General features: G+C 70.4%; 21 protein-coding genes and 1 pseudogene. 13 read left to right on the forward strand and 9 right to left on the reverse strand.

Annotated features, from left to right (window positions below):
- Positions 1-14 precede the first annotated feature (14 nt).
- The 3 genes from vdcC to OG379_RS35285 all read left to right on the forward strand — a co-directional run bounded on the left by vdcC (position 15) and on the right by OG379_RS35285 (position 2,059).
- Complete coding sequence (gene vdcC, locus OG379_RS35275) at positions 15-1,442, forward strand: non-oxidative vanillic acid decarboxylases subunit C (protein WP_405667261.1); 1,428 nt, start codon at positions 15-17, stop codon at positions 1,440-1,442.
- 33 nt (positions 1,443-1,475) lie between these two features.
- On the forward strand, positions 1,476-1,721 hold the full coding sequence (locus OG379_RS35280) for a non-oxidative hydroxyarylic acid decarboxylases subunit D (RefSeq protein WP_405667262.1): 246 nt from the start codon (positions 1,476-1,478) through the stop codon (positions 1,719-1,721).
- A 122-nt stretch (positions 1,722-1,843) separates the two neighbouring features.
- Positions 1,844-2,059, forward strand: a complete 216-nt coding sequence (locus OG379_RS35285; protein ID WP_405667264.1) for a hypothetical protein — start codon at positions 1,844-1,846, stop codon at positions 2,057-2,059.
- A 256-nt stretch (positions 2,060-2,315) separates the two neighbouring features.
- Here the strand turns inward: OG379_RS35285 and OG379_RS35290 are convergent, their stop codons facing one another.
- The 9 genes and pseudogenes from OG379_RS35290 to OG379_RS35330 all read right to left on the reverse strand — a co-directional run bounded on the left by OG379_RS35290 (position 2,316) and on the right by OG379_RS35330 (position 13,835).
- Complete coding sequence (locus OG379_RS35290) at positions 2,316-3,506, reverse strand: MarP family serine protease (RefSeq protein ID WP_405667265.1); 1,191 nt, start codon at positions 3,504-3,506, stop codon at positions 2,316-2,318.
- A 452-nt stretch (positions 3,507-3,958) separates the two neighbouring features.
- Positions 3,959-4,372, reverse strand: a complete 414-nt coding sequence (locus OG379_RS35295; protein WP_405667267.1) for a DNA-binding protein — start codon at positions 4,370-4,372, stop codon at positions 3,959-3,961.
- Between the two features lie 853 nt (positions 4,373-5,225).
- Complete coding sequence (locus OG379_RS35300; RefSeq protein WP_405667268.1) at positions 5,226-5,966, reverse strand: alpha/beta hydrolase; 741 nt, start codon at positions 5,964-5,966, stop codon at positions 5,226-5,228.
- 500 nt (positions 5,967-6,466) lie between these two features.
- Positions 6,467-6,577 (reverse strand): annotated as a pseudogene (locus OG379_RS35305) (3-hydroxyacyl-CoA dehydrogenase family protein); the annotation flags it as partial.
- Between the two features lie 176 nt (positions 6,578-6,753).
- Entirely contained in the window at positions 6,754-8,193 is a 1,440-nt protein-coding gene (gndA, locus tag OG379_RS35310) for an NADP-dependent phosphogluconate dehydrogenase (protein ID WP_405667269.1), read from the reverse strand.
- Between the two features lie 161 nt (positions 8,194-8,354).
- Positions 8,355-9,401, reverse strand: coding sequence for an aldo/keto reductase (locus tag OG379_RS35315; protein WP_405667270.1), 1,047 nt, complete (start codon positions 9,399-9,401; stop codon positions 8,355-8,357).
- A 53-nt stretch (positions 9,402-9,454) separates the two neighbouring features.
- Positions 9,455-10,522 (reverse strand): LLM class flavin-dependent oxidoreductase, encoded by a 1,068-nt coding sequence (locus tag OG379_RS35320; RefSeq protein WP_405667271.1) that lies wholly within the window; start codon positions 10,520-10,522, stop codon positions 9,455-9,457.
- A gap of 494 nt (positions 10,523-11,016) precedes the next feature.
- Positions 11,017-12,849, reverse strand: a complete 1,833-nt coding sequence (locus OG379_RS35325) for an ABC transporter ATP-binding protein (RefSeq protein ID WP_405667272.1) — start codon at positions 12,847-12,849, stop codon at positions 11,017-11,019.
- 509 nt (positions 12,850-13,358) lie between these two features.
- Positions 13,359-13,835 carry a DUF5709 domain-containing protein gene (locus OG379_RS35330; RefSeq protein WP_393762767.1) on the reverse strand — a complete coding sequence of 159 codons (477 nt, stop codon included), beginning with the start codon at positions 13,833-13,835 and terminating at the stop codon, positions 13,359-13,361.
- Between the two features lie 214 nt (positions 13,836-14,049).
- Between OG379_RS35330 and OG379_RS35335 the strand changes: the two genes are divergently transcribed.
- Genes OG379_RS35335 through OG379_RS35380 form a run of 10 tightly spaced genes read left to right on the forward strand, consistent with a single transcriptional unit; the run spans position 14,050 to position 25,287 of the window.
- Entirely contained in the window at positions 14,050-15,306 is a 1,257-nt protein-coding gene (locus OG379_RS35335; RefSeq protein WP_405667273.1) for an ATP-grasp domain-containing protein, read from the forward strand.
- The gene (locus OG379_RS35340; protein WP_405667274.1) at positions 15,303-16,142 is read left to right on the forward strand and encodes a Rossmann-like domain-containing protein; all 840 of its coding nucleotides are present in this window, start codon (positions 15,303-15,305) and stop codon (positions 16,140-16,142) included. The genes OG379_RS35335 and OG379_RS35340 overlap by 4 nt, the downstream gene beginning before the upstream one ends.
- Complete coding sequence (locus OG379_RS35345) at positions 16,139-17,224, forward strand: PLP-dependent cysteine synthase family protein (RefSeq protein ID WP_405667276.1); 1,086 nt, start codon at positions 16,139-16,141, stop codon at positions 17,222-17,224. Before OG379_RS35340 ends, OG379_RS35345 begins: the two co-directional genes overlap by 4 nt.
- Positions 17,221-18,288, forward strand: a complete 1,068-nt coding sequence (locus tag OG379_RS35350; protein ID WP_405667277.1) for an enolase C-terminal domain-like protein — start codon at positions 17,221-17,223, stop codon at positions 18,286-18,288. Before OG379_RS35345 ends, OG379_RS35350 begins: the two co-directional genes overlap by 4 nt.
- Positions 18,285-19,559, forward strand: a complete 1,275-nt coding sequence (locus OG379_RS35355) for an MFS transporter (RefSeq protein ID WP_405667278.1) — start codon at positions 18,285-18,287, stop codon at positions 19,557-19,559. Before OG379_RS35350 ends, OG379_RS35355 begins: the two co-directional genes overlap by 4 nt.
- Positions 19,556-20,395, forward strand: a complete 840-nt coding sequence (locus OG379_RS35360; RefSeq protein WP_405667280.1) for a class I SAM-dependent methyltransferase — start codon at positions 19,556-19,558, stop codon at positions 20,393-20,395. The genes OG379_RS35355 and OG379_RS35360 overlap by 4 nt, the downstream gene beginning before the upstream one ends.
- A complete protein-coding gene (locus OG379_RS35365) occupies positions 20,392-21,987 on the forward strand; it encodes an ABC transporter substrate-binding protein (protein WP_405667282.1) in 1,596 nt (531 codons plus the stop codon). Before OG379_RS35360 ends, OG379_RS35365 begins: the two co-directional genes overlap by 4 nt.
- Positions 21,984-22,937, forward strand: a complete 954-nt coding sequence (locus OG379_RS35370; protein ID WP_405667283.1) for an ABC transporter permease — start codon at positions 21,984-21,986, stop codon at positions 22,935-22,937. The genes OG379_RS35365 and OG379_RS35370 overlap by 4 nt, the downstream gene beginning before the upstream one ends.
- On the forward strand, positions 22,934-23,743 hold the full coding sequence (locus OG379_RS35375; RefSeq protein WP_405667284.1) for an ABC transporter permease: 810 nt from the start codon (positions 22,934-22,936) through the stop codon (positions 23,741-23,743). Before OG379_RS35370 ends, OG379_RS35375 begins: the two co-directional genes overlap by 4 nt.
- Complete coding sequence (locus OG379_RS35380) at positions 23,740-25,287, forward strand: ABC transporter ATP-binding protein (RefSeq protein ID WP_405667285.1); 1,548 nt, start codon at positions 23,740-23,742, stop codon at positions 25,285-25,287. Before OG379_RS35375 ends, OG379_RS35380 begins: the two co-directional genes overlap by 4 nt.
- Positions 25,288-25,340: the final 53 nt, after the last annotated feature.

Genomic DNA, 25,340 nt, shown 5'->3' on the forward strand with positions numbered 1-25,340 from the left:
AAAAGGATTGCACCATGCACTATGACGATCTGCGCAGCTTCCTGGACACCCTGGAAAAGGAAGGGCAGCTTCTGCGAATCACCGACGAGGTGCTGCCCGAGCCTGATCTCGCGGCTGCCGCCAACGCTGCCGGCCGCATCGGCGAGAACGCCCCGGCCCTCCACTTCGACAACGTCAAGGGCTTCACCGACGCCCGAATCGCGATGAACGTGCACGGGTCCTGGGCCAACCACGCACTCGCGCTCGGACTGCCGAAGAACACCCCCGTCAAGGAGCAGGTAGAGGAGTTCGCGCGGCGCTGGGACGCCTTCCCGGTCGCCCCCGAACGCCGCGCGGACGCACCCTGGCGCGAGAACACCCAGGAAGGCGACGACGTCGACCTCTTCTCCGTCCTACCGCTGTTCCGTCTCAACGATGGCGATGGCGGCTTCTACCTCGACAAGGCCGCCGTCGTCTCCCGGGATCCTGAGGACCCGGACGACTTCGGCAAGCAGAACGTCGGTACCTACCGCATCCAGGTCATCGGCTCCAACCGGCTCGCGTTCCAGCCGGTCCCCATGCACGATGTCGCCCAGCACCTGCGCAAGGCCGAGGAAGTGGGCGAGGACCTACCCATCGCCATCACCCTCGGCAACGACCCCGTGATGGCGATCGTCGCCGGAATGCCGATGGCGTACGACCAGAGCGAGTACGAGATGGCCGGCGCGCTGCGCGGAGCACCCGCACCGATCACCACCGCGCCGCTCACCGGCTTCGACGTGCCGTGGGGCAGCGAGGTCGTCATCGAAGGCGTCATCGAATCGCGTAAGCGGCAGATAGAGGGCCCGTTCGGGGAGTTCACCGGTCACTACTCGGGCGGCCGCCGGATGCCTGTCATCCGCGTCGATCGCGTCTCGTACCGCACCGACCCCATCTTCGAGTCGCTCTACCTGGGCATGCCGTGGACCGAGGTCGACTACCTCGTCGGACCCAACACGTGTGTGCCCCTCCTCAAGCAGCTGCGCGCCGAGTTCCCTGAGGTGAAGGCGGTCAACGCCATGTACACCCATGGCCTGATGGTGATTATCTCCACGGCCAAGCGATACGGGGGGTTCGCCAAGGCCGTCGGGATGCGCGCCATGACGACGGCTCACGGCCTCGGCTACGTATCCCAGGTGATCCTCGTCGACGAAGACGTGGACCCGTTCAACCTGCCGCAGGTCATGTGGGCCATGTCCGCCAAGGTCAACCCCAAGGACGATGTCGTCGTCATCCCCAATCTGTCGGTTCTCGAGCTCGCTCCCGCCGCCCAGCCCGCCGGCATCACCAGCAAGATGATCATCGACGCGACGACGCCTGTCGCGCCCGACGTCCGTGGCAACTTCTCCACCCCGGCCAAGGACCTGCCGGAAACGGCTGCCTGGGCCGCCCGCCTGCAGCGCCTGATCGCCGACCGGCACTGACGCCCACCTGGATCCACCGAGAGGACAATTCCCATGAACAACTTGCCCGTCGAGTGCCCCCGCTGCGCCTCCGAGACCGTTACGCACCTCGCTACGTCACCAGTCCCCGGGGCGTGGGATGTGCTCCAGTGCGGTCGCTGCCTCTACACCTGGCGCACCAGTGAGCCCGCACGCCGCATCCGCCGCGACGCGTACCCGGACGAGTTCAAGCTGACGGAGGCCGATATCGAGAACGCGATCGAGGTGCCCGCGATCCCACCGCTGCAAAGCCGAGGCTGACTATGTCGGAGCCGACACAACGAAGGAGTCACCCTCCCGAGGCGTCAACCCAGTCACTCGTTCCCGATCTGAACGACACACTCATGTGGGAAGTCCATACTGATGCGGGCCGACGAGAAGAGGTGCTGGCATGGGTCGAGGACCGGGCAACGCCCGAGCTCGCCGGCGGACCCGGTTTCCAGAGCGCCGACATTTACCTCGGCGGCCAGGACCGCGTCGTAGTGGTCGCCCGCTACGACGCGGGCCACGCCCCGGCCCAGCTGCTTGAGGTGCCGACCGACGTTCTCACCAGCTCGGTTCACCAGTGGCCGTTCCGGTTCCACCGCAGCGTGCCGTGACTGTGTCCCACCGACTGGTCTGCCATCGCGATGTCTTCGTTTGACACAACTTCGCGCAGCTCCTGTCCTGCGCACCAGTGGGATGGCGCTCGCCTCGATCGCGGGAAGTGCTTTCACAGTCGCTGCCCCGAACGGCGGTCGGCGCCCGCCGAGGCTGTGCAACGTCAAGGGGGCTGTCAAACAAGCGGCTCTGTCTCACATTCGTCGGTGACTCTGCGTGGTGTTATCTGAAGGGCTCGGGCGGATGGCTGTGCGGTCAGATTCGTGTCTCAACAGGCCCTTCGGCCTGGGCGCCCTGCTCGGCGAGTGCGCGCAACTGGTCGGCGGCCAGGACGTAGCCCGTACCCAGGTGGCCGGTGGAACGGGCGAAGATCATTCCGTAGACGTGGCCGTCGGTGCTCAGCAGCGGTCCGCCCGAGTTGCCGGGACGGACGGTAGAGCGGACCTGGTAGACGTCCCGGCTGACCGTGGACTCGCCGTAGGCGTTCTGCGTCGTGGTATTCGTCCTGGTTGCCACGGTCGAGGCTTGCAGGTCCAGACTGCCGTTTTCCGGATAGCCGGCGACCACGGCGGAGTCCCCCGTCTTCGCGTCCTCCTCGGCGAAGGCAGCAACCGGCGCGTCGAGAGCGGGAACCCGCAGCACTGCGGCATCTGTGCTGGGCGCGAACAGCACCACGGACGCGGGCAGATGCTCGCCGACTCCGCTGATCTGGACGGACGGGTGGTCCACGCCGGCGACGACGTGGGCGTTAGTCATTACCAGGCCGTTGCCGTAGACGAAACCACTGCCCTCGGAGGCCCGCCCGGTGCCCTCGACAGGTCCAGTGACCTTCACGGTGCTCTGCTGGGCGACGCGTGTTGCCGCAGTGGTCACGGCATCACCCGATGGCTCGGCCACACCGGCGGCCGCCGCGCTCTGGAACGGATTGAGAATTTGCGGGAAACCGGCCTCGGAAAGCGCGCCGGAGGCCCTGTTGGCCCATCCGGCAGTCTGTGGGGGGAGTCGGTCAGTGAGAGTGTGCATGGTCGCTGACTGGCGAATGTGGTTCTGCAAGGCAACTGAAGTGTGCTGGGAGCCGAGAAGGGCGTTGCCCGAGATCCATAGGACACCGAGAAGTGCTGCGCTAGCTGCCAGGGCGCCGCCGACGCCGTCAAGCCAACGTAGCGGGCCGCGGGTGAAATGGCGGCCGCGTAGTCGGCGCAGAAGACGCCGGGAAATTGCGGCGCCGATCGCGGCGGGGATTATCAAGGTGAGCAGGGCGGCGGTGTTTCGGGTGGCTGAGGAGTCGCCGATTCTGTCGACGACCCAGGGCAGGAGAGCGAGGCCGAGCCACGCGCCCGCTGCGGTCAGCGCGACTACGACCAGAGTGGCCGCGAGGCCACGGCGGTAGCCGGACGCAGCGAAGAGCAGCACGGCCAGCAGGACAAGCAGGTCGAGCAGTGTCACGGAAGAATTCCTTTCGTACTCCAAACCCGGTTACTGGCCTGGGACAAGAAAGACGCCCATCGGCATTCTCATCGTTCCCGGATGTGAGTCATGCCACCTTGGCCCTATGAGGGAATAGGGGTTGCAGGTTGGCCGGTGTGTGCGGTGGCCAAACCCTGCCATTTAGCAGCGACTGGCTCGCGAGCGAGACCCCTGCAGCGCGCCTGTGAGTTCAAGGAAAGACCAGATCACTGGCCGCTGTAGGTTTCCATGAAGGCTGAAATGAGCGGACCTGGCGCTGCCGACTGGGCGGCGCCAGCTGTCACTGCGCTGATTGTGGACCGTGAGGGTGCGGTATGCCGCAGAGTTCCGGCGACTTCAATCTCAAGTGCCGTTCGTAGCCTCGCTGACGCCTGGCGGACTGTGATCGTCGTCAGGGCGCAGGCAGGCACCGGCTCAGAGTCTGGTGCCGCTTAGGCGTGTTCCTGGGTTGGTTCGGCCGCCTGGTGTTGGGGTGTTGCCCAGCTGGCGAGAAGCCTGAGTCGTTCTTCAGAGGTGGTGGCGGGTTCGGCGGTATAGGTGGTCAGGTCATGCAGCGCACCGTTGGTCAGACGCAAGTCCAGAGAGTGGTAGTTCAATTCCAGATCACCCACCTCGGGGTGCCGCAGCCGCTTGATTCCGTCATGCCGGATGCGAACGTCGTGTGCGGCCCACTGATGGCGGAACTCGGGGCTGAGTGTGGAGAGCTCGCCGATGAGCTCCCGTAGTGCCCTGTCGTGGGGCTCTCGTCCGGCCTCGGCGCGCAGTAGTGCGACGGTGGCGTGGCAGGCGGCATCCCAGTCGACACACGTTGTTGCCGCCGGCCATGTCGGCCAGGCGCTGGTCATGACGCAGCACGGCCAGGACGATCACCGCGATCTTCCCGGGCGGCAGGATTCGCCACCGTGACCGTATTGCCTTCAGGTGGCGTCGCAGCAGATCGGCGAGGTGGTTGACAGTGCTCGTGGACAGCGGCAGACGGCACTGATAGACAAGCGGGCAGGTGTCTTCGGCGCGTTCGTTGGTTTTCGTCACACAAATCCAACCGCCGCCGGAGGCACTCTGGTTACGCCCGCGCCGCCCCATTTCGGGCGGCGGCACCCCGGGTCACAGGCGGGTGGTGAACCGGCCGTCGGGCAGTTTCCGCAGCCAGCCGCGGTCGACCATCCTGATCAGCTTTCCGCGCAGCGGCTCCAGCTTGGCCCGCACGCTGACATCCACCCCCCGCCATCTCACCGACCTGGCGGGCCATGACCGGCTCGGCGGCCTGCCGCACGGCCGCGAGGATCCGCTGATAGTCCGATGGGAGCGCGGTCTCCTTCACACCCGCCGCGCGGTGCGGGATCATCATCACCGCCTGTCCACCCACATGCCCCGGCACCGGAGCGGTCTCTGCTCGCTCATGGGTGAGCTGCTCGCTCACCCGTTCAGAGACTTGCTCAGCGAATGATGGAGTTTTCCGGAAAAGGGTGTGATCGAGTGGCTTTGTTCACGAGCCGACAGCACCTGTACACGAGTTTGGGCAGCACTCGAAGTTCTTCAGACGTCGAGCAGTTCATGGCTTCGGGCAGCGCGGGCCCCTGCCGAGAGTCTGGCAGGGGCCCGTGGTGTAGAGAGCCGAGGAGGGCCGGGACCTGTCCCTGGATGAGCAGCACCCTGGCCAACACGGCTACCGTCTGCTGGTGGCCTGACGGCCCGGCGTCACTTCAGGTGTCGGGTGAAGAACTGGGCTGCGGCGTCCCCCGCGAACTGCGGGACGCCGGTGTGCCCGCCCATATTGGCGTGCAGGGACTTCTCCTTGGAGCCGAAGGCGTCGAACAGGTCCAGGGCCGCCTGGCGGTCGTTCCCTTCGTCGTCCCACTGCAGCAGGACGTGCAGAGGAATGGTGACTTGACGGGCCTCCTCGAACATGGCGCGAGGGACGAAACTCCCGGCGAACAGAACAGCGGCCGAGATGCGCGGCTCGATCACCGCCAGCCGGGTCCCGATGGAGATCACTCCCCCCGAGTACCCGACCGGGCCGCCGATCTCGGGCAGCGAAAGGAGGGCTTCCAGGGCGGCCTGCCATTCCGGGACCGCCTTGTCGACCAGGGGAAGAATGAGAGCGTCGATGATCTCGTCGCTGACCGGCCCGCCGGCCTCCATGGCCCGGCGCAGGTCGGCGCGGGCCTGCTCGGCGGCGACCCAACGGGACCGGTCGCCGCTGCCGGGGAGCTCGATGGTGGCCGCGGCGAAGCCATCCGCCGCGGCGTGCCGGGCCCGCCCTGCCAGTCGGGGGTACATCTTGCGCAGTCCGAGCGGGGGGTGGCCGAGCAGGATCAGCGGCACCGGTGCGGACGCGGATGCGGGTCCGGGCGTCCACAGGATGCCGGGGATCTCGCCGAGGGTGAATTCGCGCTCGAGGACAGCGCCGTCGAGACGCTGTTCAGAAGTGAATTGCATGGTCGTGCCTTTCAGGAGTGCCATTGAACGGCGCTCCCGGACGACCTATCGCCCGACCGTGACCCCGGAGGGGAGCACCCATGTCGATACGTTCACGGGTACCACCTCCTCGCTCTCTTGCACGGCTTCCGGAAACGTAGCAAGGGCTGGATGGTTCCGCCAACGCGTTTTTGCGGAGGCTCTGTGGCCGAACACCACGGCGTCGGAGTCACGCCTGTCACTGGTCGGGAAGCGCACGTCCGCCACCGATTCGAGCACTGAAAAACCGGCAATCAACCGCTGACGGACGATCTACCGCGCAGACAGCCGCCCATGACCAGCGTGAGCACCCTGAGCACCGGTCACACCAGCCCTTTGACCTGTGACTTCAAGTTGGCGGAGGCCCACGGCGTCAGGTCGGCAGTAGGAGACGAGGTTCTTCGGGCCGCATACGGTCCTGACCTCGGGTAACGCGCCCTGGCGGGCCCGGCAGCGCGAGTGCCGGGCCCGCGGACGGGCGGTCAGTCGTACGGGTGGAACCCCGCGCCCGACTTCCGGCCGAGGCGGCCCGCGTCGACCATGCGCTGGAGCAGCGGGGGAGCGGCGTACAGGGGCTCCTTGTATTCCGCGTGCACGAGGACATGGATACCGACGGCTGTGGATCGGGGCGTTCCTCTTGCTGGCGTCCTTGTCCGCGGCGGTGCGATGGACGGGAGCGCCGTGGCCTCGTCCATCTCCGCTGATTTCTTCAGCCTCCCGATCGCCTCTGAGGCGACTGCGCTCGGGCGTCCGCTTCCGCTGACGCCGGTCAGCTCTCGACTTCGGTCTTGTCGCCGCCCCAGAGGGTGTGGAAGACGCCGTCGCGGTCGACGCGCCGGTAGGTGTGTGCGCCGAAATAGTCGCGTTGGCCCTGGGTGAGGGCGGCGGGGAGGCGTTCGGCGCGCAGGGAGTCGTAGTAGGCGAGGGTGGCGGCGAAGGCGGGGGTGGGGACGCCCTGGGTGACGGCGGTGGCGATCACGGCGCGCCAGTCGTCCTGGGCGGCGGCGATCTCCTCGGCGAAGCTCTTGTCGGAGAGGAGGCTGGGCATGTGGGGCTGGGCTTCGTAGGCGCTGGTGATCCTGTCGAGGAACGCGGCGCGGATGATGCATCCGCCGCGCCAGATCGCGGCGACCTTGCCCAGGTCGATGTTCCAGTCGTACTGCTCGCTGCCGGCGGAGATCTCGTGGAAGCCTTGGGTGTAGGCGACGATCTTCGAGGCGTACAGTGCCTGTTCGACCTGGTCGGCGAAGGCCGCCGCCTCGTCCTTGCCGAGCTTGTGGGGGGCCGGTCCGGCGAGGTTGCGTGAGGCGTCGCGGAGGTCGGCGTGGCCGGAGACGGAGCGGGCGAAGACGGCCTCGGCGATGCCGGAGACGGGAACGCCCAGGTCGAGGGCGATCTGCACGGTCCAGCGGCCGGTGCCCTTCTGCTCCGCCTGGTCGAGCACGACATCCACGAAGGGCTTACCGGTCGCCGCATCGACGTGCGAGAGCACTTCTGCGGTGATCTCGATGAGGTAGGAGTCCAGGCGACCGGTGTTCCAGGTGCGGAAGATGTCCGCGATCTGCGCGGGGGAGTACCCGGCCACGTCGCGGAGGAGGTGGTACGCCTCGGCGATGAGCTGCATGTCCGCGTACTCGATGCCGTTGTGGACCATCTTCACGAAGTGTCCGGCGCCGTCGGGACCGATGTGCGTGACGCACGGGGTGCCGTCCTTGGCCTTCGCGGAGATCTTTTCCAGCATCGGCCCGAGTGAGTCGTACGATTCCTTGCTGCCGCCCGGCATGATGCTCGGTCCGTCGAGCGCGCCTTCCTCGCCGCCGGAGATGCCGGTGCCGACGAAGTGGATGCCCTGTTCGCGCAACTCGCGCTCCCGGCGACGTGTGTCCTCGAAGTGCGCGTTGCCTCCGTCGATGATCACATCGCCGGGTTCCAGGAGAGGCGCGAACTCCGCGATCACCGCGTCAGTGGGCTCTCCGGCCTTCACCATGATGACCAGGCGTCGTGGCCTCTCCAGGGCTGCGACGAAGTCCTCGGCACTCTCCGTCGCGATGAAATCGCCCTCGTCGCCGAACTGTTCGACGAGTTCGTGGGTGCGAGCGGCCGTGCGGTTGTGCAGGGCGACGGTGTATCCGTTGCGTGAGAAATTCCGGGCCAGGTTGCGCCCCATGACGGCAAGTCCTGTGACACCGATCTGCGCTGTGCTGCTCATTGTGGCTCTGCCTGCTTCCGGTCTCGTGGTCTCCGGCACTTCGCCGGCCACCATGATGGAACGGGCTGCCGAGCTTACGAGGTGCGGACGACCGCGGGCTGAGAGGCCGCCATGGTGTCGCCCATGTGGCCGTGGACGTGACACGCCCACGGCCACCGTGGTCAGCGGCCGGCCGCCGCGCGGCGCCGCGTGGACGCGTCCGTCAGGGACGGGGGCTGGTAGCCCTCGTCGGCCGCACTGATCGTGACCCCGGGGGACACGATCTCGTCGATCCGGTCCAGCACGTCCCGCGACAGGCGTACGTCCGCGGCGCCGAGCTGGCTCGCCAGGTGTTCCTGGGTGCGCGGGCCGATGATCACGGTGGACACGGCCGGATGCTCCAGGACGAACGCCAGCGCCAGGTGGATCAGGGACAGCCCCGCCTCGTCCGCGAGCTCCCCGAGCCGCTCCGCCGCCTCGCGCTTGCGCCTGTTCGCCTCGAGCGCGGGGTCATGGCGGTGCGGCTGACGTTCCAGGCGGCTCGACTCGGCGTGCGCCGGGTCTCCCTTTCGGTACCGGCCGGACAGCCAGCCGCCGGCCAGCGGGCTCCAGGGCAGGACGCCCAGGCCGTACCGCTCGGCGACGGGGAGCACCGCACGCTCGGCCGCCCGGGCCAGGAGGGAGTACGGAGGCTGCTCGGTGACGGGGCGCCGCAGGCGGAGACGCTCGGCGGCCCACTGCCCCTCGACGATCTGATGGGGCTCGAAGGTGGTCGTGCCGAAGTACCTGATCTTTCCCTGGTGTACGAGATCGTCGAGGGCGCCGAGGGTCTCCTCGAAGTCGGTGGACGGGTCGGGGCGGTGCACCTGGTACAGGTCGATGTGATCGGTGCCGAGGCGCCGCAGACTGCCCTCGACGGCCCTGAGGATCCAGCGCCGGGAGTTGCCCTGGTGGTGGGGGTTGTCGTCGACCCGGCCGTGGAACTTGGTCGCGAGGAACACGTCGTCGCGGCGGCCGTCCGCAAGGGCCTTGCCGACGATCTCCTCGTTCTCGCCACGCGAATAGACGTCCGCGGTGTCGATGACGTTGACGCCCGAATCCAGCGCCTGGTGAATGATCTTGATGGCATCGTCGTGGTCGCGGTTGGCCCAGGCGCCGAAATTCATGGCGCCGAGTGTCAGCGGGCTTACTTTCACACCCGTACGGCCGAGAGGCCGGTAGGTCGTCATGATGGTGCTCTCTTTCCGGGGTGGGGACGGTGGGGCGGGACGGCCGGGAGCCGTCAGGGGGACGGTTCGCGCAGCAGAGGGAGCAGCTGGTCGCCGATGCGGCTGATCTCCTGCTTGTAGGGGGTGTCGGAGAGGACGAAGTGGGTGATGCCGAGCTTGCGGTAGTTCTCCAGGGCCGTGCCGACATCGGTGGGGGAGCCGACCAGCCAGGTGGTCGCCGCCCCGCCGCCCCCGAATCTGCCCGGAGCGGTGTACAGGCAGGTGTCGAGCACCTCGCCGCGCGCGGCGAGGTCGAGGAGCCGCTGCTGTCCCACAGCTGACCGGTGCCCTGTCCAGGAGGCGCCCTCGGCGGATGCCATCGCGGCGACCTTCTCCTCCGCCGCCTGCCACGCCTCCTCGGTGGTGTCTCGCACCAGCGTGGTGATCCGCAGCCCGAACTCCAGCGGCTTGTGCCGACGGCCCACCTGCTCGCTCAACGTCTCGAGCCGGTCGATGCGTTCGGCGAGCCCGTCGAGCGGCTCGCCCCAGAACAGCTGTACGTCGGCCTCGGCCGCGGACACCCGTTCGGCCGCCGGCGAGGCCCCGCCGAAGTAGAGCGTGGGGTGCGCCCTCCCCTCGGTCGCGTACGGACGTGGTGTGACCGTGGAGCCGGCGACCTGGAAGTGTTCACCGCTGAACGTGACGTCCTCCTCGGTCCACAGGCGCCGCAGGAGATGCAGGAACTCCTGCGTACGGGCGTACCGCCGGGCCGGATCGAGGGTGGTGTCACCGTACGCGTCGAGGTTGTCCAGCCCACTGACTATGTTGAACAGGACCCGCCCACGGCTGAGTTGGTCGAGGGTGGCTGCCGCGCTCGCGAGATGGGCGGGCTGCCAGTATCCGGGGCGGACCGCGATCAGTGGCTCGAACGTCGTGGTGCGCGCGGCCAGCGCCGTGGCCACGGTGAAGGTGTCGGGGCGCCCCCAGCCGGTGCCGAGCAGGGCGCCGCTCCAGCCGTGCGCCTCCGCGGTGCGGGCGAGGTCCGTCGAGTACTCGATCGACCCCCAGCCGGTCGTGGTGTCGTCGCCCCGATGGCCGGGCTCGACGGTGTTGGGGATGTACCAGAGGAACTTCGAACTCATCGTGGCTTCCGATCACTGATCGGCCCGCGTGCCGGAGTGCGGCAGGCGGGACCGGTGGTGAAGAGGGGCGTACGTGGTCCCTGCCGGCGCCTTTCGGCGGCGGTGCGGGGCGGGACGGGGCCGGCCACACCGCGCCGGTCAGGCTCCGGGCCAGGACGGGGCCGTCGACGAGACCCGCGTCGATCGGCGATTCGCCGCGTCCAAGCAGCACATGACGGTGAAAGCGGATCAGGTGCGGGAGGACGGGCGCTGCGGGGAGAGGGGTGCGGTGAAGATCAACACCCGGCGCGTGACGCGCGGACGAGGCGGGGACAGCGCTCGCTGGGAAGGGGCTGGACCTCGTGCATGCGACCGAGTCTCAAGGTGATCGTCCGGAATGTCAATGAGCCCCCATTCCCGCCGCGCACGGGGCCCGAACGGCCGCTGCATCAGAGGAGTCAGGAGGTCGGCGGTCACGAGGCCCCCGGTGCGTGTGGCACCGGGGGCCTCGTGCGTCACCGTGTTTTTTCCGCCGCGGCGGCCGGCTCGTCGGTGTCGGACTCGACGAGGAACCCGCCGGACTGGTGGTGCCAGAGCCTGGCGTACGCACCGTCGGTGAGCAGGAGTTCGTGATGTGTACCCTGCTCCACGATGCGGCCGTGGTCGAGCACGATGAGGTGGTCCATGGCGGCGACCGTACTCAGCCGGTGCGCGACGACCAGGGCGGTGCGGCCCTCCATCAGCTGCCACAGTGCCTGCTGGACGAGGGTCTCGCTCTCGGAGTCGAGGGCACTGGTCGCCTCGTCCAGCAGCAGGATCGGCGCGTCGCGCAGGATCGCCCGGGCGAGGGCGACCCGCTGGCGCTGTCCGCCCGAGAGCTTGACCCCGCGTTCCCCGACCATCGTGTCGAAGCCCGCCGGGAGCTGGTCGGCGAACTCGGTGACATGGGCCGCGTCGGCGGCGGCGCGGATCTCGGCGTCGGTCGCGTCAGGACGGGCGAAGAGGATGTTCTCTCGCAGGGTGCGGTGGAACATGGCCGGTTCCTGCGGGACGTACGCGATCAGGCTCCGCAGATCCGACTGGCGCAGCCTGCTGATGTCCTGACCTCCGATCAGGATGCGGCCGGACCGGACGTCGGCCATCCGCAGCAGCAGCCGGGTGAGCGTGGTCTTGCCGCCGCCCGACCGCCCGACGAGGCCGATTCTCGCCCCGCTCGGCACGTCCAGTTCGAGGCCGTCGAAGATCGGGTCGCCCCCGTCGTGGGCGAAGGTGACGTTCTCGAAGCGGACGCCCGCGGCCTTCGGGGCCAGCGGCTCGGGGGTCGCGGGGTCGGTCACGGTGGGCTGCACGAGGAGCAGCTCGGTGAACTGGGCGGCCTCGGTCATCGAACTCTCGAGGCGGCGGTAGATCTGATTGAACTCGAACATGATGCGGGTCGAACCGGTGTAGTACGTGAAGGCGACCACGATCGCCTCCACGCTGCCGCCGCCGGCGCCGATCCCGACGGCGAGGAGCAGGCCGAGTCCGTTGGTGAGCACGGACAGCGGTGCGACGAGTGTGTCGATGCGGAGATTGCCGTAGTCCCACGAACGCAGCGTCAGCCGCCGGGACTCCGCGACCCGTGCCCGGTGTTCGGCGGCCTCACGCTCCTCGGCCGCGAAGGCGCGCACGGTGTCCATGTTCATCAGTGCGTCGGACACGTGGCCCGAGACCCGGGCGATGGCCTCCTCGCGCCGGTTGACCAGCTTCTGGCGGCGCCGGATGAGCGGCGCGGCGCATACGGCGGTCAGCGTGATCATCGTCAGCAGGCCGGCCACCAGCAGGGGGTCGTAACTCCACAGGATCACCGTGCCGAACAGCAGCGGGGCCAGGCTTCCGACGATGTTGAACGTGAGGGTGTCGACGAACTCCTCGAAGCGGGAGGCGTAACTCAGCACCCTCTTGGTCAGGGACCCGGCGAAGTTGTCCTGGAAGAACGAGGCGTCCTTGGCGAACAATTCGTCCATGCCGGTGACGTACAGGTGCTCGATGCCACGGGCGTCGACGCGGTTCAGGCAGTGGAGACCCGCCCTCCACAAGGTTTCCGCCAGGAGCAGCACGCCGGCGAACACGCCGACGTACGGGAGTGCCTCGCGGATGCCTATGGCTCCGTCCTCGGCGATCCGGCCGACGAGCTTGGCGACCACCAGTGGCGCGACGTACGTGATGCCGATGTTGCCGAGGGCCGGGAGCGCCAGTGCGGGAACGGAGAGTCCGCGCTGGCGGGACAGCTCCCGTAAGTAGTTGCGGAGAGCGAGCCGGACCGGGCCCCTGTGCGGTCCGGTGCCGTGAGACTGCTGCGATCCCATGCCGACCTCATGTCGTTATGTCGTTTCGCGGGCAGTTGCTCCGGACTTCACGGCGGTGGGGGCTCCGCCCCGAAGGGCGCGGCACCGTACCGGGCGAAAGCGCTCGCCGCCCGTCCGTGGCGAGAGATCCGGGAGAGAGGAGTCTTCCGTGGCCGGGCGGTCGGCGTCCAAGCGTTTTCGGGGGGACGGGCAGCGCAGCGGCGTATTCCGGCCGGTCCGAGGGTGCCGGGAGGCGGACAAGACGGGTTACGACCGGCTGTCGTCGTCGATGACGCGGGGCTCGGTCGTGAACCCGGTCCGTGCGAGGCTCTCGTCGCCGTCTCGAGGGTGCCCGTCGGAAGGGTGGCCCCGGGGGCGTCGGCGTGGCCGGTCCCCACCCCCGCTGCCTGGGCGCAGCGGTCGGGCAGCCGGTCATGGGGCGGTTCATTCGGGCCGCGTCGGCCCCATTGCCTCAGCACCGGCCTCGTCCGTGCCGTGGGCACCCCGGTATCGAACCTGGCGGTGCGCCCTCAGGGCACCGGCTCCTCCCCGAACAGATCCCTCTCCTCGGGGATCAGGTGCATCGCCGCTTCCTCGGCCGACGCCGCCGCGCCGTCGATGCCGACATCCTGCGCCGTGAGGGTGGACGGCACATGCCCGTCACCCTCCTGCGTGAGCCGGCCCGCGCGGTCCGTTCCCACTTCGGTGTCGTAGAGCTCCCCGTCACCGTCCGCCAGATCCCCCGGACCGTCCCGGGCCGGGGCGATGTCCTCGGGTACCTCCCTGGTCAGGCGCCTGTCGAGGGATTCGCCCGTGTGCTGCTCCGAGGCGGTGGTGCCCTCGTCGTCGACCGCCCAGGGCCGGTCCGGCGGGGAGTAGCCCTCGTCCAGGACGTCCTCGATCGCGGACGTGTCCAGGGTGTCCTCGAGATCCAGCAGGTCATCGGGGTCGGAGGCCTCCGGCTCCTGCGGCTGGTAGACGTCGTCCCCCCGGTCGCTGTCAGTCATGGCGTGGTCCCTTCCTCCGGGTCCCCTATTTGCAATTCCACTCCGGTCCGGCGAGGGACGCAACGGAAGCCGTTTCCCGGCAGTGGTGACGCTGTTTTAGATGACAATGAAAACGATTGTCGATAACGTGTGTGCGGTCGGGCCGGAAGCCTCCGCGTCAGGGGTGACCCCTGCCTGCCCGCAATCCCAACGGCACTGTGAGAAGGGGGAGCTCGTGGCTCATCTGTTGGTTGTCGAGAGCTGGGTCGGATCGATGAGCAGACTGCTGCCGCGGGCCCTGGGGGAGGGCGGTCACCACTTCACCTTCCTCACCCGCGATCTGCACCACTACCTCCGAGCGGCACCGGAGGGGGCTGGGCATCCGCTGCTCACCGCCCGTAACGTCGTCACGGCGCCCACCAATGAGGTCGATGCGCTGCTTCCCCAGGTCGAACGGTTGCACGGTGCTCTGCGCTTCGACGGGGTGGTCACTTCCTGTGACTACTACCTGCCGACCGCAGCCAGGATCGCCGCCCTGTTGGGTCTGCCGGGTCCCTCGGCCGAAGCCATGGAGAACGCCTGCCGCAAGGACGCCACCCGCCGCGTCCTGGCCGCCGCCGGTGTCCCCGGCCCCCGCTTCGCGGTGTGCGCGGACGGGGCGGAGGCCGCCGAGGCCGCCCGGGACATCGGCTATCCGCTGGTGGTCAAGCCGGTGGACCTCTGCGCGGGCATGTTCGTACGCAGGGTCGACGACGCGGAACAGCTGGCCGCGGCATGCCAGGCGCTGGCGGGCTTCCCGCGCAACGCCAGGGGACAGCGGCGCGCACCCCACATCCTGCTCGAGGAGTTCCTCCGCGGCCCCGAGGTGAGCGTCGAGACCGTCATCTGCCGCGGGGTCGCGCACATCGTCGGCGTGACGGACAAGAGCGTCGGCGGGGCCCCGGCCTTCGTCGAGAGCGGCCACATGTTCCCGGCCGCCCTGGATCCGGACGACCTGGCCGCCGCGACCGGCACCGCGGTGAGCGCCGGGGCGGCGCTGGGACTCGACGACGTCGTGGCGCACACAGAGATCAAGCTGACGGCCGACGGCCCCCGGGTCGTGGAGGTCAATCCCCGCCCGGCGGGCAACCGCATCACCGAGCTGGTCCGCCACGTCACCGGGATCGACCTCGCCGCGGCCTGCGTCGATGTGGCGCTCGGCCGGGAACCCGACCTCCGCCGCCGTGACACGGGGCTGCGCAGTGCGGCCATCGGTTTCCTCGTCCCCGCAAGCGCGGGCACCCTCGCGTCCGTGGAGGGCGCCGACGGCGTGCGTGACGCCGACGGGGTCCTGGAGGTCCAGGTCGCCGAGGCGGGCCGCACGGTCGAGGCGGCGGACAGCAACAACGCGTATCTCGGGCACATCATGGCGGGCGACGCCGGCGGACTCGGCGCACGGGCCCGCGTCGAGGCGCTGCTCGCGGACGTACGCCCCCGGCTGGCGCGCTCATGACGACGCCCTCGCCCGCCCAGACCCCGTGTCTCGGCACCCTCCTCCAGCGGGCACTCCACGGCGAACTCGGGCCGGACCCCCTGGCCCGCCGCATCTCCGTTGCCTTCACGACGTCCCAGGCCGTACGGCACGACGGGCGGCGTGGCGGATACCGCAACGAGGTCCTCAGCCTCCGGCTCGGCCGCGCCGTCGGGTCGTGCGCGGTCGAACCCGGGGCGCTTCCCGCCGGAACCGTCGAGGACTGCGCCGGCGCCGACGTGGCCGCACTCCTCGCCCACCCGCTGCTGCCCGTGCGCGTCGCGGCGCTGGACGCCTACCTGATGGACGTCATGCCGCACACACCGGCCCACGGCGCGCAGCCGGTGGCCATCCCCGCCGGAAGCTCGCTGGAGCGTTCGCAGGCGCGGGCCGCCGCCGTGACCGACCTGCTGGACCTGGAGCCCGGCTCCACCGTCCTCGTCGTCGGGGTCGTCAACTCCCTGCTGGCCGAGCTGCGTTCGCGCGGCCTCACGGGAATTCCCTGCGATCTGAAGGGTGGCACCACCGAGTGGGGCGAGCCCATCACACCGGACGCCCTCGGGGAGATCGGCCGCTGCGACGCGGTGCTGGCCTCCGGCATGACGCTCGGCAACGGAACCTTCGACCCGCTGCGCCTGCGCTCCCAGGAGCACGGGACGCCACTGGTCATGTTCGCTCAGACCGGAAGCGCGGTCCTGCCCCGCTTCCTGGGCGCCGGAGTGACCGCCGTCTGCGCGGAACCGTATCCCTTCTTCTGGCTCGACGGCGGGCCCGGCATCATCCACCGCTACCGCGCGGACGACGGAGGCACCTCGTGACCACGGCATCCCTGCCCGCCCTCGCCCCCAACCGCGAACTCCTCTCCCTCCTCGGCCGCACCCCGCTGGCCAGGATCACCACCGGACTGCCACTGCCCCACCCCGGCTTCTGGGCCAAGCTCGAAGGACACGCCGTCGGCGGGATGAAGGCACGGGCCGCCGTCTCCATGCTCCTGGGGGCCGAGGAACGCGGCCAACTGCTCCCCGGCGCACCCGTCGTGGAATCGACCTCCGGCACGCTCGGCATAGGACTCGCCTTCGCCGGGCAGGCACTCGGGCACCCCGTCGTGCTCGTCGGCGACAGCGAACTCGAACCCTCCATGCGGCAGTTGCTCCGCTCCTACGGCGCGCGCCTCGAAATCGTCGACCGCCCCGCCGTGCACGGCGGCTGGCAGGGTGCACGCCTGGAGCGACTGCACGACCTGCTCGGCCGGCTGCCAGGCGCCTACTGGCCCGACCAGTACAACAACCCCGACAACACCGCGGGTTACGCCTCGCTCGCGGCCGAACTGGCCACCCAGCTGGACCGCCTCGACATCCTCGTCTGCAGCGTCGGCACCGGGGGTCACAGCGCCGGGATCGCCGGACCGCTGCGCAGACACTGGCCCGGCCTGCGCATCATCGCCGTCGACTCCACCGGATCCACCATCTTCGGCCAGGCCGCAGCGCCCCGGCTGATGCGCGGTCTCGGCAGCAGTATCCACCCGCGCAACGTCGCCTACGACGCCTTCGACGAGGTCCACTGGATCGGCCCGGCCGAAGCCGCCGACGCCTGCCGGCGCCTCGCCCGGGGCAACTTCGTCAGCGGCGGCTGGAGCACCGGCGCCGTGGCCCGCGTCTCCGCCTGGGCGGCCCGCGCCCACCCCGGGGCCACCGTCGCCACCGTCTTCCCCGACGGACCCCACCGCTACCTCTCCACCGTCTACGACGACGACTTCATGACCGCCCACCAACTGGACCCCGCCCGCGCGGCCGGAACCCCCGTCGACGTCCCGCACCCGCGCGCCCCGCAGACCGGGGGCTGGTCCAGGTGCACCACCGTCACGGATCCACTGGCGGAACGACTGGAGAGGCAGCCGTGAAACTCACCCAGCGCACCGTGCGGCTCGTCCTCGCCGAGCCGCTGCGCATCTCGCGATCGACCATGACCGCCCGCGACGCCGTGCGACTCACCATCGAGCACGAAGGGCTCAGCGGCCATGGGGAGGCCGTCACCAGCGTCTTCTACGGCCTCGACACGACCGCCCTGCAACGCCTCGCCGCCCGTACCGCGGAGCGGCTCACCCGCTTCGCCGGACCGGAGACCGCGCTGCACGCCCTGCGCGTCGGCGAGCTCTCCCCACCCGGCACCCCGGCCGCCGTGACCGCCGCCACCGAGGCGGCCCTCCTCGACCTGGTCGGCAAGCGCACCGCCACCGCCGTCCACCGCTTCCTCGGCTCTACCGCCGCACCGAGGGCCGCCACCGCCCGCACGATCTCCCTCACCTCCCCGGGGCGGGCAGCCGCCCAGGCCCGCAGGCTGGCCGAAGCCGGATTCTCCGTCATCAAGATCAAGGCGGGCGACCCGGACGAGGAAGCCGATCTGGCCCGGGTACGCGCGGTCCGCGCCGCCGCCCCATCCGCCCGGCTGCTCCTCGACCCCAACGGTGCCTGGTCGGCGGGACAGGCACGCACTCTCCTGCCGCGGTTCGCCGATCTCGGCGTCGAAGCCGTGGAACAGCCCCTCACCCCCGGCGACCCGGAAGCCCTCGCGCGGCTCGCCGCCCGCTCACCCGTCCCCGTCATCGCCGACGAGGACGCGGTCACCTACGAGGACGCGCGGCGGCTCGCCGGACGCGTCCACGGCATCAACGTCAAACTCGCCAAATGCGGCGGTGTCCACGCCGCTCTCCGTATCGCCGCCCTGATCGAGGGCAGTGGCACGGATCTGATGCTCGGCTGCCTGACGGCCAGCACCCTGGGCATCGCCCCCGCCGTCCACATCGCCGACCGGGCCCGCTGGACCGACCTCGACGGCCACCTCCTGCTCGCCCACGACCCATGGACCGGAATCGGCGGTGACGACGGCTTCGTCGCCGCCAACGCGCTCCCGGGACTCGGCGTACGGCCCCGCGCCGAAGCCGGGGTCCGGAGCGCCGCCTCATGAGGACCGTCCACGAGATCCGCGGATTCCCGCTCGCCATCCGACTGCTGCTGGTCAATCAGCTCGGCGTCAACACCGGCTTCTACCTCCTCATCCCCTACCTCGCCACCCACCTCGGCGACGACCTGGGCATGTCGGCGGCCGTCGTCGGTATCGTCCTCGGCGTACGCAACCTGAGCCAGCAAGGCCTCTTCCTCATAGGCGGATCCGCCGCCGACCGGCTCGGCGCCCGTGGCGTCATCATCGCCGGATGCGCGATACGCACCCTCGGCTTCGCACTCTTCGCGCTCGGTGACGGACTGCCCGTGCTGCTCGCCGCCTCCGTACTCAGCGGAGTGGCCGGCGCCCTGTTCAACCCCGCCGTCCGCACCTACCTCGCGCAGGAGGCGGGGGAGCGCAGGGCCGAGGCCTTCGCCCTGTTCAACGTCTTCGCGACGACCGGTGCCCTCGTCGGACCGCTCCTGGGCAGCTTCCTGCTGCTGGTCGACTTCAGGGCGTCCGCGCTCACCGCCGCCGGCATCTTCGCCCTGCTCACCGTCGCCCAGGCCCTGGTGCTCCCCGCCCGGGACGTGCCACCGGCCACGGGCAGCGTCACCTCGGACTGGCGCGAAGCCGTCGGCAACCGCGCCTTCCTCGCCTTCGCACTGTCGATGGTCGGCATGTTCACCCTGGAGAACCAGCTCTACCTGCTGCTGCCGGCCGGCGCCCGCCAGGCCACCGGCTGGGACGGAGCCGCCGGACTCGTCTTCCTCATGGGGACGATCGCGGGCATCGCCTTCCAGCTGCGGATCACTCGCGTGCTCAAGAACCGGGGGACCAGAGGACGCTGGATCGCCACCGGCACGGTGCTGATGGGGCTCGCCTTCGTACCGCCGATGCTCGTCGCGGGCACGGACACACCGCCGGACGGTGCCCTGGACGCCACCCTGCGCGCCCTGCCCGTGCTGGTCGGCGCCCTCCTGCTCCACCTGGGCGTCATGACCGCGCAGCCCTTCGTCATGGAGCTGATCCCGGGCTTCGGCAGGCAGGCGCTGACGGGAACGTACTTCGGGATCTTCTACGCGGTCTCCGGCGTCGCGGCGGCCGTCGGCAACGCGGCTGTCGGCTGGGCCATGGACGCCGCCCGGCGGGGCGGGGACCACAGCACGGCCGAACTGCTCCCCTGGGCCTGCTGCCTCGCGGCCGGGCTCCTCTCGGCGGCCGGCGTGACCTGGCTGCACCGCAAGGGCGCCCTGCCACGGACACAGCCCGCGGCTGTGGCGGTGACGGCGTGAAGCACCGTACGGGGAATCTGCTCACCGACCGCCCCGAGCTGTACGAGGCCAGATTCCCGGACCCCGAACGCCTCGCCGGACGCTGGGCGGAGGACCTTCTGCGACATTACGGCGCAGGGTCGGCCGTCCTGGACCTGGGCTGCGGGACAGGCCGGGACGCCGCCGTCCTCCACCGCGCCGGACGCCGAGTCACCGGCGCCGACCTGTCCGGCACCATGCTCGCCCACGCCCGCGCCCACCACCCGGGACCGGAGTACGTACAGGCCGATCTCAGCCGGTTCGATTTCGGGCAGCGGGTCTTCGACGCCGTGGTGTGCCTGGACAGTTCGCTGCTCTACTGCCACACGAACGAGCAGCTCGACGGCTTCCTGGCGTCCTGCCGGCGCACGCTGGTGCCCGGCGGCCTGCTGGTCGGTGAGATGCGCAACGGCGCGTACTTCCTCGGCCGGGACGCACCCCCCACCGCGCCCGCCGTCTCCCGCTTCACCTGGCAGGGCACGACCTACCGCTCGTCCACCGCACTGCGCGTCGACCGCGCCGCCCAGCTCCTGCGGCGTACACGCGTCTGGACCACCGACGACGGCGGCCCGCCCGTCGAGGAGCACTCCGCATGGCGGCTGCTTCTGCCCCAGGAACTGCGCCACTTCCTCACCGCGCACGGCTTCGACGTACTCGCCCTGTACGACGGCCCCGGGCCACGTACCGAACCGGCCTGGCAGCCGGGAGCCGCCCCCGGCACAGCGGCCGACGGCGACCGGCTCCACCTCGTCGCGAAAAAACGGGCACAGGCACACGCCGGCAATTCAGCACATCCAGCAACGGGAGAGCAGTCATGACCGCATCAGCCGACAGACACGAACGCTTCCCCGGGCTGCGCAGGCGCGGCTTCCTCGCCGCCGCCGGGGGAGCCGCGGGCCTGGGAGCGCTCACGCTCGCCGGATGCTCCGCGCCCGCCGCCACCGGGGCCGGCTCCGGCAAGGGCGACGGCACCCCCCGGCGCGGCGGACGGGTGCGCGCCGCCTTCGCCGGGGGCGGCGCGAGCGAAACCCTCGACCCGCACCTGGGGAACCTCTTCGCCGACGCAGCCCGCGGCAAGGCCCTCTTCGACAAGCTCGCCGACTACGGTGCCGACCTGGCCGCGGTCCCACGGCTGGCCGAGACATGGGAACCGAACACCGGACTCGACCGCTGGACCATCACCCTGAGGCAGGCGGAGTTCCACGACGGGAAGCCCGTGACGGCCGCCGACGTCCTGTACAGCTACCGCCGCATCGCCGACCCGGCGAAGGCGTACCGGGCCCGCGCGTCCCTGGAGCCCATCGACCTCAAGGCGAGCCGCGCCACGGGGGAGCGGACCGTCGAGTTCGTGCTCAAGCGGCCGACGGCCGAATTCCCCAACGTGATGGCCGCCTTCGGCACCTTCATCGTGCAGGACGGCGCCACCGGATTCGACCGCGAGCCCATCGGTACCGGCCCCTTCCGCTTCGTCTCCTTCGCCGCCGGCCGGTCCACCGTCCTGCGTCGCAGCGACACTTACTGGGAGGGCGCGCCGCACCTCGACGAGCTCGAATTCGTCGTCGCCAACGAGGAGTCCGCCCGCATCAACGCCCTCCTCGGCGGCCAGGTCGAGTACGCGCACGAGCTCAACCCCGCCACCGGGCGCGCCCACGAGAAGGCCGGCGCCGTCGAGATCGTCCGGCTGCGGAACAGCGCCATGCAGGCGTTCGCCATGAAGACCGACCGCCCGCCCTTCGACGACCCCCGGGTCCGTGAGGCGTTCTTCCTCATCGCCGACCGCGAAGAACTGGTGGACGGCGCCCTGTCCGGCGCGGGCGAGAAGGGCAACGACCTCTTCGGCAAGGGATACGAGTACTACGCGGACGAACTCCCCCAGCGCGAACAGGACATCGGCCGCGCCCGCAGACTCCTCGCGCAGGCCGGTGCGCAGGACCTGAAGGTCACACTCGACACCTCCGCCGTCGCCGCCGGCTTCACCGAGGCCGCCGGCATCTTCCGGGACCAGGCGGCACGCGCCGGAGTCACCGTCGACGTACGGATGGGGAGCAAGGACTCCTACTGGAAGGACATCCTCGACTCCGGAACCCTGTGCTGCTACCGCTCCGGGGCCATGCCCATCGAGTCCCACATCTCCCAGCGGCTGCTCACGGACTCCACCACCAACGCCACCAGGTGGCAGGACAAGAGCTTCGACGCGCTCTACCGGCAGGCCCAGTCCACCAAGGACAGGACGGCCCGGGCGGCCCTCTACGGGCGGATGCAGCGACAGCTGCACGCCGAAGGAGGCTTCCTCGTCTGGGGCTTCGGCGACTGGATCCTCGGCACATCACGTTCCCTGCGCGGTGTCGCGCGCGAAGCACCCGCCAACACCCTGGACTGGGCACGCTTCGACAAGGTCTGGCTGGCGTGAACGGACTCCGTTCCTGGATCACCCGGCGGCTGCTCCTCGGCGCCCTGCAGACCGCGGCCGTCGTGCTGCTGGTCTTCGCGCTCACCGAGGCGCTGCCGGGCGACGCAGCGGTGGCCTTCGCCGGGGACCAGCCCGACCCGCAGCGCATCGCGGCGGTCCGCGAGGCGATGGGACTCGACCGTCCCGCCCACGAGCGGCTGGCGGACTGGGTCGTGGGGCTGCTCCACGGCGACTTCGGCACCTCGCTCACCTCCGGACGGCCCGTCGCCGGATTCCTCGCGGACGGCTTCGGCCCCACCCTGCTCCTCGCCACCGTCGCCGTCCTGCTCCTGGTCCCGGTGGGGGTGGGTCTCGGCGTCCTCGCCGCCCGCCACGAAGGGCGGTTCACCGACCGGCTGATCAGCTCCGCGACCCTCGGGGTCTACGCGGTGCCCGAATTCGCCCTCGGGGTACTGCTGGTGAGCGTCTTCGCCCTGCGGCTCGGCTGGTTCCCGCCGACCGCCGTCGGCTACGGCACAGGGCTGCTCGGGCACCCCTCCGTGCTCGTCCTGCCCGTCCTGGTCCTGCTCGCCCGGCCCGTCTGCTCGCTGGCCCGCCTGGTCCGGGCCGGCATGATCGAGGCGCTCGCCGCCCCGTACACCGCCCATGCCGAGCGATACGGGATCTCCGGCGCCCGCATCCGCTACGGGCACGCCCTGCCCAACGCCCTGGCCCCCGCCACGCAGCAGCTCGCCCGCACCATCGACTGGCTGCTGTGCGGCGTCATCGTCGTGGAGGCCCTCTACGTGATCCCCGGACTCGGCACCGTCCTCATGAATGCCGTCGCCGACCGCGACATCCCCGTCGTGCAGGGACTCGCGGTGGTCTTCGGCCTCGCCACCATCGTGCTCAACCTCGGCGCCGACCTCGTCACCCACCGGCTCGCACCACGCTCGGGGGTGGCGGCGTGAAGCGGCTCCGCAGATACGGACCCGGGGCCGCCGTCGCCGCGGTCCCGCTCGGTCTCGCCCTCGCCGGGCCGTTCCTCGTGGGAGAGCCCTCGGCCCGCGCCGCCTCCTTCACCCTCGGCGGCGGCCACCTGCTGGGCACGGACTTCGTCGGCCGGGACGTCGTGCACCAGGTGCTGCTCGGCGGACGGCCCGTGGTCCTCGTCGCGCTTGCGGCCACGGTCCTCGCGTACCTCGTCGCCCTGCCGCTCGGCCTGATCAGCGCGCTCACCCACCGGAGGTGGCTGGAGGAAGTGCTGATGCGTCCGCTGGACGTGCTGCTCGCCGTGCCCTCGCTGCTCATGATCCTGCTGGTCGCCGCCGTCTTCCCGCCCGGCGCGGCGGGACTCGCGCTCCTGGTCGCCTTCGTATCCGTCCCGGACACCACCCGGATCGTCCGGGCCGCCGCCGCCGAGGCTGCGTCCCGGCCCGCCGTCGAGGCGCTGCGCATGCAGGGGGAGAGCTGGTGGCGCCTCGCCGTCGGATACGTCGGGCGGTCCATCGTGCGCACCCTGGCCACCGACGCGGGAATCCGGCTGACCGGCGTGCTCTACCTGGTCGCCACCGCCGCCTTCCTCGGCATCGGGGTCGCCCCGGACGCCGCCGACTGGGCCGTGATGGTGGACCGTAACCGCGTCGGACTGCTCATACAGCCCTGGGCGGTCGTCGTGCCCGCCGTGCTCATCGTCGCACTCACCATGGGCAGCAACCTGCTCGTCGACGCCGCCATGGAGAACCGCACCCCGCCCCGGAAGGGCCGTCGCCCATGAACGAGAACCCCGTGATCGCCTCCGTCACCGGGCTGACCGTCGAGGTCGACGGGCGGACGCTCGTCGACCGGCTCTCGCTCCGGATCAGGGCCGGCACCGTCACCGCCCTGGTCGGCGCGTCCGGCAGCGGCAAGACCACGACCGGCCTCGCCCTGCTCGGCGAATACCCCGTGGGCGCGCGGGTGACGGGCGAGGTGGCCGTGCACGGCGCCCGGATCGGCTACGTCCCCCAGCACCCCGCGGCGGTCCTCAACCCGGCCCGCCGCACCGGCGCCCTCCTGCACGACATGGCACGTCAGCAGGTGCGGGACCTGCCCCGGCCGCAGCGCCGAGCCGCAGCACGACAGCGCGTCGCCCGAGCCCTCGCCGACGCCCAGTTCGACGGCTGCGACGAGGTGCTGAGCCGCTATCCGCACCAGCTGTCCGGGGGCCAGCAGCAGCGCGTCGTCCTGGCGCAGGCGCTGCTCCTCGGCGCCCGCGTCATCGTCGCGGACGAGCCCACCACCGGGCAGGACTCCCTGACCAAGCGCCGCATCGTCGACCAGCTCGCGGCGGTGACGGCCCGGGGCATCGCCGTGCTGCTGCTCAGCCACGACCTCGACGTCGTACGCGAACTGGCCGACGAGGTACTGGTGATGCGCGGCGGCCGCGTGGTGGAACAGGGAACGGCCCACCGGATCCTGGACGCCCCCACGCACCCGTGGACCAAGGACCTCCTCGCCGAACCGAGGACCCTGCCGTACGCGGACCCCGGGCGCACCGGGGCGGAGCTGCTGAGCGTCAGCGGACTCACCGCCCGCCACCGCACCGGCGGCACTCGCGTCCCCTTGCTGAGCGTGGACCGGCTCTCGCTCCGCAGCGGCGAATGCCTCGCAGTCGTCGGACGCTCGGGCAGCGGAAAGACCACCCTCGCCCGCTGTCTCGCGGGGCTCCACCGCGACCACACCGGGCAGATCCTGCTCGACGGCACCGCGCTGCCTCGCAGTCTGCGCGACCGCAGTCGCGAGCAGCTCGCCGCCGTGCAGTACGTCTTCCAGGACGCCCGGGCCGCCTTCGACGAACACAGGCCGGTCCTGGCCCAGGTGGCCCGCACGGCGGTACGCCTGCACGGCACCGGACACCGGGAGGCGACGGCGGAGGCCCGGCGTGTGCTGTCGGACCTCGGACTGGACGAAGGACTCGTCAGGAGTCTGCCCGGCCGGCTCTCCGGCGGTGAACTCCAGCGTGCGGCCCTCGCCAGAGCCCTCCTCGCACGGCCCCGGGTGCTGGTCTGCGACGAGATCACCTCGGGGCTGGACCCGGTGGCGCGGCGCTCCCTGCTGGACCTGCTCGCCACGACGATCCGCCGCCAGGACGGTCCGGGCGTCGTGCTGATCACGCACGACCTCGAGACCGCGGCCCCGGCCACCCGCGTGGCGGTGCTTGACGGCGGAGAGGTGGTCGAGGAAGGCCCCCGGGAACAGATACTGACCGCTCCCCGGCACCCGTTCACGGTCTCGCTGCTCGGTGCCTCGCGGGGGCGGGGGACCGCCCTGCGTCCCTGAAGCGGAACCGTGCCCACCTGTCCGGACGTACACTCGGCTCATGGGTCACATCG

The organism is Streptomyces sp. NBC_01166, assembly GCF_045039765.1.
Lineage (GTDB): Bacteria > Actinomycetota > Actinomycetes > Streptomycetales > Streptomycetaceae > Streptomyces.

Excerpts from the sequence above, each read along its gene's own strand:
- OG379_RS35355 (WP_405667278.1), top strand. The coding sequence starts at position 18,285 with ATGAGGACCGTCCACGAGATCCGCGGATTCCCGCTCGCCATCCGACTG.
- OG379_RS35300 (WP_405667268.1), bottom strand. The coding sequence starts at position 5,966 with ATGCAATTCACTTCTGAACAGCGTCTCGACGGCGCTGTCCTCGAGCGC.
- OG379_RS35295 (WP_405667267.1), bottom strand. The coding sequence starts at position 4,372 with ATGACCAGCGCCTGGCCGACATGGCCGGCGGCAACAACGTGTGTCGAC.
- vdcC (WP_405667261.1), top strand. The coding sequence starts at position 15 with ATGCACTATGACGATCTGCGCAGCTTCCTGGACACCCTGGAAAAGGAA.
- gndA (WP_405667269.1), bottom strand. The coding sequence starts at position 8,193 with ATGAGCAGCACAGCGCAGATCGGTGTCACAGGACTTGCCGTCATGGGG.
- OG379_RS35280 (WP_405667262.1), top strand. The coding sequence starts at position 1,476 with ATGAACAACTTGCCCGTCGAGTGCCCCCGCTGCGCCTCCGAGACCGTT.
- OG379_RS35380 (WP_405667285.1), top strand. The coding sequence starts at position 23,740 with ATGAACGAGAACCCCGTGATCGCCTCCGTCACCGGGCTGACCGTCGAG.
- OG379_RS35315 (WP_405667270.1), bottom strand. The coding sequence starts at position 9,401 with ATGACGACCTACCGGCCTCTCGGCCGTACGGGTGTGAAAGTAAGCCCG.
- OG379_RS35320 (WP_405667271.1), bottom strand. The coding sequence starts at position 10,522 with ATGAGTTCGAAGTTCCTCTGGTACATCCCCAACACCGTCGAGCCCGGC.
- OG379_RS35365 (WP_405667282.1), top strand. The coding sequence starts at position 20,392 with ATGACCGCATCAGCCGACAGACACGAACGCTTCCCCGGGCTGCGCAGG.
- OG379_RS35330 (WP_393762767.1), bottom strand. The coding sequence starts at position 13,835 with ATGACTGACAGCGACCGGGGGGACGACGTCTACCAGCCGCAGGAGCCG.
- OG379_RS35325 (WP_405667272.1), bottom strand. The coding sequence starts at position 12,849 with ATGGGATCGCAGCAGTCTCACGGCACCGGACCGCACAGGGGCCCGGTC.
- OG379_RS35340 (WP_405667274.1), top strand. The coding sequence starts at position 15,303 with ATGACGACGCCCTCGCCCGCCCAGACCCCGTGTCTCGGCACCCTCCTC.